The organism is Leisingera sp. ABM4_103 (genome assembly GCF_056158685.1).
Window position 1 is genome coordinate 661,437 of the sequence record NZ_JBSWTU010000005.1, and the last position, 12,495, is coordinate 673,931.

Here is a 12,495-nt window from a genome sequence, read left to right on the forward strand (position 1 = left end):
GTCTAATTTTTAGTGTATGACTGTCTTTGGGTCCATCGGCACAACGGACCGAACCAGCCAGGTTCGCTTGGAGAGCAAATGCCCGGTATAAAACTCTGCATGAAATGGCAGAAGAACAATCTGTGTCCGCAGCCGGCCGGGTCCCGCGAGCGGACGGTTGGGGCGGACGGTGACGCCTGCCCGCTCCCGCGATAAGAATTCACTTTTTCTGAAAGGTGCTGTACGGTTTCCCCGTCCATTGGCAGCCAATACACCACCGTTTCGCGCCTTCAGCGGCTCTTCTCAGCCAGCAGCGCTCCGGTAAACAAAAGCAGCGTCTGAACTGTTTCCGGCTTGTTCAAGAAGATCGAGCACGGCCTGATGCCGGGGCGACTTCCGGCACACGGGATCTGTTGCGCCTGCGTCACCTGCCAAGGCTAGCGCCTGACAGCGGCAACCACCGAAATCAGCTTCCTTGCGGTCACAGCTGCGGCAGGGCTGCGGCAGCCAATCAGTGCCCCTGTAGGCATTGAACGCGGCGCCGTCGTACCAGATCGCGGCCAGTGGCTTGCTGCGGACGGTGTCAAAGTCCAGATGCGGGATAGTCTGGGCCGCATGGCAAGGCAGCACAGTTCCATCCGGCGCGATGTTCAGCCCGGCCGTCCCCCAGCCCCCCATACAGGCCTTGGGATAGTCCGCGTAGTAGTCGGGCGGAACGAAATCGAACGCCAGCACACCACGCAGACGCTGCTCCGCCTCAGTAACGACGCGTTTGGCAGCCTCTGTCTGCGCGCGGGTGGGCAGCAGCTGTGCCCGGTTCCGGGACGCCCAGCCATGGAACTGTACACAAGCGACCTCAAGCCGCCGGGCGCCCATTTCGACAGCCATTTCAATGGTGCGTTCCAGATTGTCCAGATTGTGCCGGTGCATGACAGCGTTCAGCGTCAGGGGAATTCCCCGCGCCTTGATCTCCGCGGCGATCTTCATCTTACGGTCAAACCCGCCCTTGTAGCCGCCGATCCAATCGGCAAGCCCGGCGCTGGTGCCCTGCAAGGACAGCTGGATATGGTCCAGCCCTGCTGCCTCCAGCGCATTCAGCCGTTTGGGGGTCAGGCCGATGCCGCTGGTGATCAGGTTGGTATAAAGCCCGCAGCCTTGTGCCGCGGCAGTGAGTTCCGCCAGATCGGGGCGCGCGGCGGGCTCGCCGCCGGACAGGTGCAATTGCAGGACCCCCAGTTCCGCAGCCTGGCGGAAGGCATCCGCCCACTCGCCGGTTGTCATCTCCGCGTCCCGGCCCAGCAGGTCCTGCGGGTTGGAGCAATAGGGGCAGGCCAGCGGGCAGCGGTGCGTCAGCTCAGCCAGCATCGCGATGGGCGGAGGCACCGTCATGGCCGCACCGCCAGATACATCCGGGACCGAAGCCCGGCCAGGAAGCGCTGCACGTCGCCGGCGATCTGCTCCGCCGGGGCATCATAGGCTGCCGCCAGACCGGCAACGATTTCCTCGAACGAAGCGCTGCCATCGACCCGTGACAGGATCGCCACTCCGATGGCATCCAAGGCAATGGCTTTTTCCGGGCAAAGCAGCACCTTGCCGCCCCGCACCTTGTCGGTAATCATGCGCACCCCGCGCGGCAGAAAGGGGCGGTCGGAGGGGGCCAGCGCCAGCTTCATGCCAGCCCCTCGTCCGGCTGCCATGCGCCCGGCGGGATCCGACCCGGCTCCACATAAGCGCCCCAAAGCGCATCAAGCTGCGCCCACAGGACATTGGTCTTGAAGATCAGCGCCTCGCAGGCAGCGTCTTCCTTCTCTGGCGTGTCAGCGTTCTCCAGCACCCAGGCCAGGCCGAATTCCACGTCCTTTGGCGCCTCAGTCAGCCGCTTGCGGAAATAGGACAGGCTGGCGGCACTGGCGAAATCGTAATGCTGCAGCAGGCCTTCGATCCGCTGCTCGTGGATGGACGGCGCGAATAGTTCCGTCAGCGACGAGGCCACTGCCGACAGCAGCGGCATGTCGCGCACATAGCGGATATAGGCGTCGACGGCGAATTGGGTGGCCGGCAGCACGCCACGGCCGGAGGCCACGTAGTCCGGGTCAAGCCCGACCGCTTCGGCCAGCCGCAGCCAGCGGCGTATGCCGCCGCCTTCGCTGATGCCGCCGTCATGATCTTCGATCCGGCTGCGCCAGGCCCTGCGCATGGCGGGATCAGTGCAGCGGGACAGAAAGGCCGCGTCCTTCATCGGGATCGCCGCCTGATAGGCCCAACGGTTGATCACCCAGGCGCGGACCTGGTCGGGAGAGCATTCCCCGCCGTGCAGCCTGTGATGGAACGGATGCTTGTCGTGGTACCGCGCCGCGCCGATGGCGCGCAGGCGGGCTTCCAGCGGTTCTCTTGCCGGAATTTCCCGGGTTTGCACATTCATAAGGCAATCTCCATTCCATCCGCTGCAATTGTCCATCCGGCGGCCAGCACCTGCGCGCGCTCGGCGCTGCCGGGCTGCCAGATCGGGTTGGTGTTGTTGATGTGAATAAACGTCTTCGCCGCATCCACTGTCTGCAGACAGGCAATCGAGCCTTCCGCGCCGCTGATCGAGATATGCCCCATCCGCTGGCCGGTCTTGGTGCCTGTCCCGCTTTGGATCATCTCCTGATCGTGCCAGAGCGTTCCGTCAAAGAATACCTGGTCAGCATCCGCCAGAATCTCCAGCAGCTCAGCGGACACGCCGGAACAGCCGGGGATGTAATAGGCGGTTTTGCTGCCGTCGGTCAGCCGGACGCCGACGGTTTGCTCCCCGATCAGATCCGTCTGCACCTCCCCGCCTTCCATGAACAGCGGCACCTTGCCCGGTACCGGAAAAACCGTTGCACGCAGTCCCGGAAGCAGCTCGAAACCTTCGCTCAGCCGCACAGGATGGCGGCCAACAGCCGCCGGAAGGGCGTTGAACACCGGGTTGGCCGCCAGCACATCCAGCAGGCCGGCAGTGGCGAACAGAGAAAAAGGCGACTGTTCCCGCAGGGACAGGAGACCTGCAATGTGATCAATATCCCCGTTGGTCAGCAGCACCGCGCGCAGCGGGCTGTGGCGCAACGACTGCGGATGCATGGACGGGCAGTGCTGCAGCTGAACCCGTATGTCGGGAGAGGCGTTCAGAACCGCCCAGCTCTGCCCGTCCAGTGTGACGGCCAGCGAGGACTGGGTGGCGGATGCGATCCTGCCGAGACGCGCGTCCCGGCAATTCCGGCAGCCGCAATTCCACTGCGGCAGGCCGCCGCCCGCCGCCGCGCCAAGAACCAGAAACCGCATGGCCGTTTTCCTTTTTGGCGATCAGAACAGATCGGGTTCGTATTCGCGGCCGTCGTCCTCGGACGGGGAGTACATGTTGATTTCCATGCCGCAGTTGATTTCTTTCAGTTTCGGGGCAGACCAGGCCATTTCGTCCTCCTTTGCTGGCTTTAATCCCATCAGCCTAGCTGCCAGCCCCCGGCCCCGGTATTGGCCTTTGGTCGTAAGGACGGCCTCAGACTTTGGTCCAATGGCACGGGGCGTCCGGGCCCGGCAGACTGCTGTCTATGCGCGTATCCCGGTTCATAATCTGGTTTAACGCCTGGTTCTTTGCGGCCAGTGTGCTGGCGGCGTCGCCATTGCCGCGCGAGGAAATCAGCGCCCTGATCATGCCGCCATTCTCATTGGGAGAGCCGGTGAACGGCAAGGGTGTCTATACACTGCTCAACTCGGGCGGGGCGGAGGCAGGCTATGCCTTTGAAACCGAGCCGCTAGCCCCCCTGCCCGGGTTTTCCGGCGCGCCGGTTAACGTGCTGGTGCTCCTGGACCTGGACGGCACCTTTCTGGATGTCCGGCTGATCAGCCATAACGAGCCGGTCTTTGTCTCCGGGCTTGGCCCGGCCCCGTTTCACCGCTTTTTCGAGCAGTACCCGGGCCTGTCAGTTTTCTCCTCGATCACCATCGGCACCCCCTACGGCGAAACGGGTTCCGGCTCCTCTCTGGTCTATCTCGACGGGGTCACCAAGGCGACCGCCTCAGTTCGGATCGCCCATGACTCCATCATGGCCGCAGCCCTGGCAGTCGCACGCGAGAAGATGCACGGCGTCATCACCGCCCCGCCCGCCCGGCCGGACCCGGACCACAGCGAGCCGCTGGACTGGGCGGCGCTGGTCGATCAGGGGCTGGCCGCCCGCGCCACAGTCTCCAATGCGGAGGTTGACGCGGCCTTTGCCGGCACCCTTTGGGCAGATGACGACCCAGAGGCACGGCAGCATCCCGAGGCGCCCTATCTGGATCTCTGGATCATCGACCTTGGCCCGCCGTCAATCGCACAGGCTGTTCTGTCGACGGACGGCTATGACGAGCTGCAGGATTTCCTGGCGATCTCTCCCGATGATGAGCCTCTCTTGCTGATCGAGACCGGCCGCCACGGGCTGGTCAGCCCGGAATTCATCCGGAACACCGCCCCGGACCGGGTGTTCGCAACCCAAAACGGTCTGCCGGTGGCGCTGCGGGATAGCGATCTGCTGGTCGAGCTGTCGCCGGCTCTGCCAGCGCCTCTGCACGACGGCACGGCGATGATCCTGCGGGCCGACCGCCGCCTCGGCTTTGACCCGGCGCAGGAATGGACGCTGCACGTCCAGGCGGTGCGGGCGCACGGCATGTTCCAGCCCGAGACCGGTACTGTGAGTTTCCCGGTCACGCACCGGACCCCCGACCGGTTTTTTCTGCGGGACGAAGCGCCCGTGTCCGTGCCGCCCTGGCTGGAGGCGCTGCGCAGCCGACAGACCGACGTGGTCCTGCTGGCGCTTTTCCTGACAGCGCTGACCTCCGCGCTGTTGCTGGCGCAAAGCCGGATTGCCGCGCGCAAGGTGCTTACCCCGTTACGGCTGACGGTGCTGTCGGTTGTCACGGTTTTCATCGGCTGGTGGGGTCAGGGCCAGCTGTCCATCGTCACCGTGCTGGGCGTGCTGCGCACCGCGGCCGAGGGCGGCAGCTTTGCCTTCCTCGCCTACGACCCGTTTTCGCTGTTGCTGTGGGGCTTCGCCATCCTCGGATTTTTTCTATGGGGGCGGGCCCTGTTCTGCGGCTGGCTGTGCCCGTTCGGCGCGCTTCAGGAATTCGCGCACCACTTGGGCCGCAAGCTGGGACTGCCTCAGGCGGGCCTTACTCCAGCCTGGGACGGGCGGCTCAAACTCCTCAAATACGGGGTGCTGGGCGCGCTGATCTCGCTGGTCTTCCTGGCACCTGAACACGTGGACACCGCAGCCGAGGTCGAACCTTTCAAGACCGCGATCACCACCTCTTTCCAGCGTGAGTGGTATTTCACTGCCTATGCGGTGTTCTGGCTGGCTGCGGGGCTGGTGCTGTTCAAGCCGTTCTGCCGCTACCTGTGCCCGCTGGGCGCGGCCATGGCGGCGGGCGGGCTGCTGCGGCAGCGTAACTGGATCGCCCGGCGCGCCGCCTGCGGCAGCCCCTGCCAGCTGTGCCGGGTGAAGTGCGCCTATGGCGCGATCGAGCCATCCGGTTCGGTCCGCTATGACGAATGCTTTGGCTGCCTCGATTGCGTGTCGATCCACGACGAACCGGCCCGCTGCGTTCCGCTGATCCTGGCGGCGCGCAAGAAACAACAGCTGGAGGCCGCGGAATGAGCGCCAGACTGACCCGCCGCCGGTTCCTGGCAATCTCTGCCGCCGCCCTGGGCGCCGCGGCCCCAGCAGCGCCAGCTGCACCCGTCACTTGGCGGGGATTTGCCCTTGGCGCCGAGGCGCGTCTAACCATCCACGCGCCGCCGCCGCTGGCAGATCAGGCGATTGCAGCCGCGCTGTCGCAGCTGCGGCGGGCCGAACAGCTGTTCAGCCTCTATGATCCGGCCTCTGCCCTGTCCCGGCTGAACCGGACCGGAGTTCTGAGAAACCCGCCACCGCCGTTTCTGCAATTAGCCCGGCTCTGCACCCAAGTGCATGCGGCAACTGCAGGGATCTTCGACCCTTCAGTCCAGCCGCTCTGGCAGGCCGTCGCGCGTGGTGAAGGCAGCCGCGAGGCCGCCCGCCTCACGGGCTGGCACAAGGTGTCCGTAGCGGAGCAGGAAATCCGGCTGATGCCGGGCCAGGCGCTGACCTTCAACGGCATTGCCCAAGGCTATGCCACAGACACGGTCCGCGCCGCGCTCGCCCGCCTGGGGCTGGAGCAGGTTCTGATCAACGCCGGCGAGTTTGCCGCGCTCGGCGGCCCGTTCCGCATCGGGCTGGCTGATCCGGAGCGCGGTTTATTTGCAGCCCGCAGCCTGACCAGCCGGGCCATTGCGACCTCCAGTCCCAGCGCCCTGCGGCTGCAAAGCACCGCGCATATCCTGCACCCCGCCCTCGGCCGCCAGCCGCATTGGGCCACCGTCTGCACCGAAGGGGACAGCGCCGCGGTGGCTGATGCATCCTCCACCGCCTTTTGCCTCATGAGCGAAGCTGAAATCGCCACCGCACTGGACCGTCTGCCCGGCCGCCCCCGCGCCACTCTTCTCGCGCAGGATGGCCGATTGAGGACAGTGGGTTAGTGGCAGTATTCTAGCGAAGTTCCGGCGGCCGGTGGCTTAGGCCATGAGCTGCGAAAATGGCGGCAATCCGGCCGTCCTGCAGTCCAGCGGCGATGGCATCTTCCACCGCATAGGCCAGTGGACGGTAGGAAAAGTGCACAGCTACGCCGGACGTCCAAGTCCCCGCGGAAAAGCCAGGCAGCGGCGGTGTATGGACCGCGGTCCGCGCGGTCAGCCCGGCCTCCAATTGCGCCAGAGGCCCCATCGCGGCTTTGACCTCCGCCTGATCCAGGCCCGCCATAGCCGCTGCCGCCGTCGGGTAGCGGCGGATATTGCCGCTCAGCTGGCCGCCGGGAAAGGCCGATAAATAGAAGTCGGCGATTAAGTCGTTCTCGACCGCGACGCTGTCGAAGCGGAAATAGGCGGGCACCGGCGGGTCTTCGGGATATGCGTCCCGGCGGTAGGCGATAGCCACTTCCTCCACATGATACTGGCCAGTGAACACCACTTGTTCGACCCGGCAGGCGAATTCGCTGTCATAGGGGACATGCAGCATAACGTTGGCCACGCTGCCGCCCACGATCGGCCCCTTCCAGACCCAGTTTCGCAGATCCGCATCCAGATTCTCGCCCGCCGCGACCAGAGTAAACCGCGCTTCCACCCCCAGCTCCGCGGCAATCATCCGGCCCAAATCGATGTCTGCCCCCTTGATTTTGCCCGCCTCCTCGTAAGACCAGGGCGCGAAATCCTCGTAGGCGGCAAAGGTGATGAAACCGCGCTCGATGATTGTCTCAAGGTCCTGCCCGACGATATCGCGCGAAGCATTCTGCGGTTTTGGCTGCGGCACATGGCTGGCGCAGCGGGCCAGTCCCGCCTGCGCCCAGCCGCAGAAAAGCGCTGCAAACACGAGGAAACCGGCCAGCTTCTGTTTCATCTGTCTCAGCCCTTCGGGTCAATGCGCTGCTGACAAGCCCACGGTCAAGGCCTCCGCGGCACCCGCAAAGTCCGGCTTTGCGCCATCGATCAGGCTGGCAGCCCGGTAAGCCACGCTGTCAGCCACCGGTGCGCCGGAGCCGGTTTCGACACTCTCTGCAATCTTGGCAAGCTCCGCCTGCAGCGCAGCCGCATCTCCGCCCCCGCCGCCGGCCATCGTTGTCAGCTCATCGCGGATTTCCAGCAGCCGGCCGGTAGCCTCGTCCAGGGCACCGTCATCGGGCCGGGTTTCCAAGTAAGTCCGGATCGCCCAGGCGGCCTTCTGGCCCAGCAGCTCCCCAAAGGCGGGCATCTTGGTGATGCCGTTCTGGGTATATCCGCTGCGGAACCGCTCAACGAACCATTCGTCGCCGAATTCTTCTGCTTCAAGGTAGCGCAGGTCAGGTGCCAGCCCGCCGGAAACGCCGCCCAGCCCGTGGCAGCGGGCGCAATTCTGGTTGTAGCCGCTGCTGCCGATGTCGACCGCTGTTTGCCAGACTTCCGCATCCTTGCCGCGATATGGGTTTTCGGTCAGCCATTCCTCTCCGACGTCTGGCAGGGCATCGGTATTCATCGGCTGCGGCGCGACATCTCCGTGGGCGTGCGCCGCTGTGGCAAGTGCTGCTAGGCCAAGGGCCGCAAGAGGCAGTTTGAACATGAGTTCCTCCCGTAAGTTTGTGCTTGCCGCAAGAATAGCCAGCCTGCGCCCTGCCCCGATACGCGACTTAAGTTGGAGAACCGCGCAGGCAGCCTACGACCTTGGTCCAATGGCAGCGAACCTCCGGGCGGCAGTACGCTCGGCCCATCCAGACAAAACCGGGTGTTCCGATGCGCTTTCTGATCACATTCGTGATAGCCCTGTTGCCCGCTGCATTTGCCGCGGCGAACGGGGTTGAGGTGCCGGTCATCTACCTGAAACAGCAGGAGGTGCAGCCCCCGACCCTCTCCAATCTTGATCCGCCGCCCGCGGATCTTGGCGAGACAGGCGCGCAACTGGGGCTGGCCGACAACCGGACCACCGGCGGCTTTCTAGGGCACAGCTACAGCCTGGAGGCCATTTCCGTCCCTGAGGACGGCGATTTTGCCGCGGCGGTGCGGACGGCGCTGAGCCGCAGCAAGCTGCTGATCCTGGATGCGCCCAAACCGGCGCTGCTGGCCGCCGCCGACCTGCCGGAGGCGCAGAATGCCCTGCTGTTCAACGCCGCCAGCCCGGACACCGGCCTGCGCAGCGGCGACTGCCGCCGCAACCTCCTGCACAGCCTGCCCTCGGACTTGATGCGCAGCGACGCACTAATGCAGTTTGCGCTGTCTAAGCGCTGGACCGGGCTGGCCCTGATCTCCGGCAGCCACCGGCAGGATCTGGCGTTTGCCGCTGCGCTGCGCCAAAGCGCCGCCAAGTTCGGGCTGGACATCACCGCGGAACGGACCTGGGACTATGGGGCCGACATGCGCCGCAACGCCGCTCAGGAAGTGCCGTTCATGTCGCAGGAATTGGGCCGCCATGACCTGCTGCTTGTCGCCGACGAACTGCAGGATTTCGCCCGCTACCTGCCCTACAACACTTGGCTGCCGCGGCCGGTTGCCGGTTCCGAAGGGCTGGTGCCAACGGCTTGGGCGCCGGTGGTCGAGCAATGGGGCGCGGCGCAATTGCAGTCGCGGTTTCAGGAGCTCGCCGGCCGCAAGATGCTTGCCCGGGACTATGCCGCCTGGGCCGCGATGCGAACCATCGGCGAGGCGGTGACGCGCACGAATTCCGCCGGCGCGGCAGTTCTGCGCAGCTTCATCCTGTCGAACAGTTTCGAGCTGGCCGGTTTCAAGGGCCGACCGCTCAGCTACCGCGGCTGGAACGGCCAGTTGCGCCAGCCGATCCCGCTCGCCACCCCCCGCGCGCTGGCGGCGCAGGCGCCCTTGCCCGGCTTCCTCCACCAGCACAGCGAACTCGACACCCTCGGCCTTGATGAACCCGAAAGCCTCTGCGGAGCCTTCCAATGACATCTATTGCAAAACCCCTTGCCGCGCTCGCCTTCTCAGCGCTGCTGGCCCCGGCCGCAACGCTTGATGCCGCGGAAATCTGGGTCACAAACGAAAAGGACGATACCATCAGCGTGATCGACATCGCCACGCTGGAAGTGGTCCGCACCATCGAAACCGGGGAGCGGCCGCGCGGCATCACCTTCTCCAAGGACTTCTCAAAAGCCTATGTCTGCGCCTCTGACAGCGACACGGTTCAGGTTCTGGATGCCGCCACCGGCGAGATCCTGCACGAGCTGCCCTCCGGCGAGGATCCCGAGCAATTCGTGCTGCACCCGAACGACCGGCATCTCTACATCGCCAACGAGGACGACGCCGTGACCACGGTAGTCGACACCGAAACCCGCAAGGTGGTCGCACAGATCAATGTCGGGATCGAACCCGAAGGCATGGCGGTCTCCCCCGATGGCAAAATCGCCATCACCACCTCAGAGACCACCAATATGGCGCATTGGATCGACACGGAAACGCAACAGCTGTTTGCCAATACGCTGGTCGACTCCCGGCCCCGCCACGCCGAATTCACCGCAGGCGGCAGCGCGCTGTGGGTCTCCTCCGAGATCGGCGGCACCATCACCGTTTTCGACACCGTCACTCAGACTGAGACTGGAAAGATAAGCTTCGATGTCAAAGGTGTGCATCCCGACCGGGTGCAGCCAGTGGGATTTGCCTTCACGGTCGATGAAAAAACCGCCTTCGTTGCGCTAGGACCGTCCAACCATGTTGCGGTGGTCAATGCCGGGACGCTTGAGGTGGAAGACTACATCCTGGTTGGCCGCCGGGTCTGGCACATGGCGTTTTCCCCGGACAAGTCGCTGCTGTTCACCACCAACGGCGTGTCCGGCGATGTCACCGTGATCGACACCGCCAAGCGCCAGGCACTGAAATCCATCAAGGTCGGCCGCTTTCCCTGGGGAGCGGCGCTGCGGCCCTGACACCTGCCGCCCCGCGGCAAACCGCATCCCGACAGGAGGACACCCGATGCTGAAATCCCGTATTCTTTCCACGGTTCTGTGCTTGGCCCTGCCCGCAGCCGGCTTCGCCGATAGCGATGATGACGATCAGGGCAAGGCGGGCCTCGGCCTCGCCGGGCTGTTGTCCGCCTCCAACAAGGAAGACCTGCCGCCGGTTTCTTTGTCCGCAGGGATGCCACTGGCCGACGCCCCCTGGGCGCTGAAATCCGGCACCTATTACGAGTTCGAGATTCAAGGCGACGGCAGCCAGGAGCTGGCACTGACGGGCGCGGATTTCTTCCGCGCGGTCTGGATCGACGAGATTGTCGTGGAAGGCCTTGAGATCCGCCCGCTGGGTCTCGACAGCATCGAGTTTGACGAGGCCGGCGAGATGGAAATTGGTTTTATTGCTTTGAAACCCGGGAATTACCACCTCAAGGTGCCCGGTTCGACCGGCGATACTCAGCGGCTGGAGATCACCATCCAATGACCGGGCTTCGGGTGGAAAACCTGAGCTATGCCTACGGCACCCGGCAGGCGCTGGACAGGGTTAGCTTCCGGGTTGAGCCTGGCACCTTCTGCGCCTTGCTGGGCCCCAACGGGGCGGGCAAGTCGACACTGTTTGCACTGCTTACCCGCCTGTTCACCGCGCCGCGGGGCAGAATTGAAGTTGGCGGCCACGACATGGCCCGCGCCCCGCGCAAGGCTCTGCGGCAGATGGGAGTGGTGTTCCAGCAGCCGACACTGGATCTGGATCTGACGGTGCAGCGCAATCTGAGCTATTTCGCCGCCCTGCACGGCCTGCGCGGTGCCAGGGCGCAGGCCCGGATCGAGGCCGCGCTGGAACGGCTGGAGATGCGCGGCCGGCTGGATGAGCGGGTGCGCAACCTCAATGGCGGGCACCGCCGCCGGCTGGAGATTGCCCGCAGCCTTATCCACCATCCCAAGGTGCTGCTGCTGGACGAGCCTACGGTGGGGCTGGACGCGGCAACCCGGCGCGCGATCACCGACCATGTGCACGACCTGTCGCGGCGCAAGGGGCTGACGGTGCTCTGGGCCACCCACCTGACTGATGAGGTGGAGGACGCCGATCAGCTGCTGATCCTGCACCGCGGCAGGCTGGCGCAAGACGGAACCGCCCGCCAGCTGCGCGGCGGTCTGGGGCTGGCCGATCACTTCCTCAGGCTGACGGAACAGGCGGCATGACCGCCTGGCTGGCAGCCCTGACAGCAATCACCCAGCGCGAGGCGCTGCGGTTCATCGGCCAGCGCGGACGCTTTGTCGCGGCACTGGTGCGGCCAATGCTGTGGCTAGTGGTTTTCGCCGCGGGCTTCCGCGCCGCGCTTGGCCTGTCAATCACCCCGCCCTATGCCACCTACACCACTTACGAGGTCTATATCGTGCCCGGATTGTGCGGCATGATCCTGCTGTTCAACGGCATGCAAAGCTCGCTGTCGATGGTCTATGACAGGGAAATGGGCTCAATGCGGCTGCTGCTGACGAGCCCGCTGCCGCGCTGGTGGCTGCTGGTCTGCCGCCTGCTTGCCAGCACCGCGATCTCGATACTGCAGGTCTATGTTTTCCTGGCGCTGGCCGCGCTGTTCGGCATCCGCTTCAATTGGGCTGGTTATGCCTCCCTGCTGCCCGCACTGGTCCCGGCCGGGCTGATGCTGGGGGCGCTGGGGCTGGCGCTGTCTTCGGTGATCCGCCAGCTGGAGAATTTCGCCGGGGTGATGAATTTCGTGATCTTTCCGATGTTCTTCCTGTCCACCGCGCTTTACCCGCTGTGGAAGATGGCCGAAAGCTCCGCGCTGCTGCGAGATATCTGCGCCGTGAACCCCTTCAGCCAGGCGGTCGAGCTGATCCGCTTTGCGCTGTATCAGCAGTTGAACGCCGCCGCGCTGGCATGGGTGCTGCTGTCCGGACTGGTCTGGCTGGGGCTGGCGGTCTGGGGCTACGACCCGGCGCGCGGGCTGATCCGCAAGGCCGCGAAACCGGGCTGAGGCGGCCGCGGACACCGCTGGCTAA

The 12,495-nt window shown here is 65.0% G+C and carries 14 protein-coding genes; 7 read left to right on the top strand and 7 right to left on the bottom strand.

The features are described 5' to 3' along the window. Positions 1–282: 282 nt before the first annotated feature. Genes pqqE through pqqA form a run of 5 tightly spaced genes read right to left on the bottom strand, consistent with a single transcriptional unit; the run spans position 283 to position 3,411 of the window. Positions 283–1,368 carry a pyrroloquinoline quinone biosynthesis protein PqqE gene (gene pqqE / locus ACXAED_RS04780; RefSeq protein WP_475047279.1) on the bottom strand — a complete coding sequence of 362 codons (1,086 nt, stop codon included), beginning with the start codon at positions 1,366–1,368 and terminating at the stop codon, positions 283–285. After that, positions 1,365–1,652: a pyrroloquinoline quinone biosynthesis peptide chaperone PqqD gene (pqqD, locus tag ACXAED_RS04785; protein ID WP_475047281.1), complete on the bottom strand. Its 288-nt coding sequence runs from the start codon at positions 1,650–1,652 to the stop codon at positions 1,365–1,367. The genes pqqE and pqqD overlap by 4 nt, the downstream gene beginning before the upstream one ends. Continuing rightward, positions 1,649–2,401 (bottom strand): pyrroloquinoline-quinone synthase PqqC, encoded by a 753-nt coding sequence (gene pqqC / locus ACXAED_RS04790; protein ID WP_475047283.1) that lies wholly within the window; start codon positions 2,399–2,401, stop codon positions 1,649–1,651. Before pqqC ends, pqqD begins: the two co-directional genes overlap by 4 nt. After that, positions 2,398–3,282 (bottom strand): pyrroloquinoline quinone biosynthesis protein PqqB, encoded by an 885-nt coding sequence (gene pqqB / locus ACXAED_RS04795; RefSeq protein ID WP_475047285.1) that lies wholly within the window; start codon positions 3,280–3,282, stop codon positions 2,398–2,400. The genes pqqC and pqqB overlap by 4 nt, the downstream gene beginning before the upstream one ends. Positions 3,283–3,303: 21 nt before the next feature. Then, on the bottom strand, positions 3,304–3,411 hold the full coding sequence (gene pqqA, locus ACXAED_RS04800; protein WP_027245494.1) for a pyrroloquinoline quinone precursor peptide PqqA: 108 nt from the start codon (positions 3,409–3,411) through the stop codon (positions 3,304–3,306). Positions 3,412–3,548: 137 nt separating this feature from the next. Here pqqA and ACXAED_RS04805 point away from each other — a divergent pair, with 137 nt between their 5' ends. After that, a complete protein-coding gene (locus tag ACXAED_RS04805) occupies positions 3,549–5,633 on the top strand; it encodes a 4Fe-4S binding protein (RefSeq protein ID WP_475047286.1) in 2,085 nt (694 codons plus the stop codon). After that, positions 5,630–6,532 (top strand): FAD:protein FMN transferase, encoded by a 903-nt coding sequence (locus tag ACXAED_RS04810; RefSeq protein ID WP_475047287.1) that lies wholly within the window; start codon positions 5,630–5,632, stop codon positions 6,530–6,532. Before ACXAED_RS04805 ends, ACXAED_RS04810 begins: the two co-directional genes overlap by 4 nt. A 10-nt stretch (positions 6,533–6,542) precedes the next feature. Here ACXAED_RS04810 and ACXAED_RS04815 read toward each other — a convergent pair whose 3' ends face one another. Both ACXAED_RS04815 and pedF read right to left on the bottom strand, forming a co-directional pair. Further along, positions 6,543–7,445 (bottom strand): substrate-binding periplasmic protein, encoded by a 903-nt coding sequence (locus ACXAED_RS04815; protein ID WP_475047288.1) that lies wholly within the window; start codon positions 7,443–7,445, stop codon positions 6,543–6,545. Between the two features lie 18 nt (positions 7,446–7,463). Next, complete coding sequence (pedF, locus tag ACXAED_RS04820; protein ID WP_475047289.1) at positions 7,464–8,141, bottom strand: cytochrome c-550 PedF; 678 nt, start codon at positions 8,139–8,141, stop codon at positions 7,464–7,466. Positions 8,142–8,311: 170 nt separating this feature from the next. On the opposite strand from pedF, the gene ACXAED_RS04825 reads away from it, so the two are divergent. From ACXAED_RS04825 to ACXAED_RS04845, 5 genes are read left to right on the top strand one after another with little or no spacing between them, the layout of a single operon-like run. Beyond that, the gene (locus tag ACXAED_RS04825) at positions 8,312–9,475 is read left to right on the top strand and encodes an ABC transporter substrate-binding protein (RefSeq protein ID WP_475047291.1); all 1,164 of its coding nucleotides are present in this window, start codon (positions 8,312–8,314) and stop codon (positions 9,473–9,475) included. Beyond that, on the top strand, positions 9,472–10,449 hold the full coding sequence (locus tag ACXAED_RS04830) for a YVTN family beta-propeller repeat protein (RefSeq protein ID WP_475047292.1): 978 nt from the start codon (positions 9,472–9,474) through the stop codon (positions 10,447–10,449). The genes ACXAED_RS04825 and ACXAED_RS04830 overlap by 4 nt, the downstream gene beginning before the upstream one ends. A gap of 46 nt (positions 10,450–10,495) precedes the next feature. Beyond that, a complete protein-coding gene (locus ACXAED_RS04835) occupies positions 10,496–10,957 on the top strand; it encodes a cupredoxin domain-containing protein (RefSeq protein ID WP_475047294.1) in 462 nt (153 codons plus the stop codon). Next, entirely contained in the window at positions 10,954–11,673 is a 720-nt protein-coding gene (locus tag ACXAED_RS04840) for an ABC transporter ATP-binding protein (protein WP_475047296.1), read from the top strand. Before ACXAED_RS04835 ends, ACXAED_RS04840 begins: the two co-directional genes overlap by 4 nt. Continuing rightward, entirely contained in the window at positions 11,670–12,470 is an 801-nt protein-coding gene (locus tag ACXAED_RS04845; protein ID WP_475047298.1) for an ABC transporter permease, read from the top strand. Before ACXAED_RS04840 ends, ACXAED_RS04845 begins: the two co-directional genes overlap by 4 nt. Positions 12,471–12,495 lie beyond the last annotated feature (25 nt).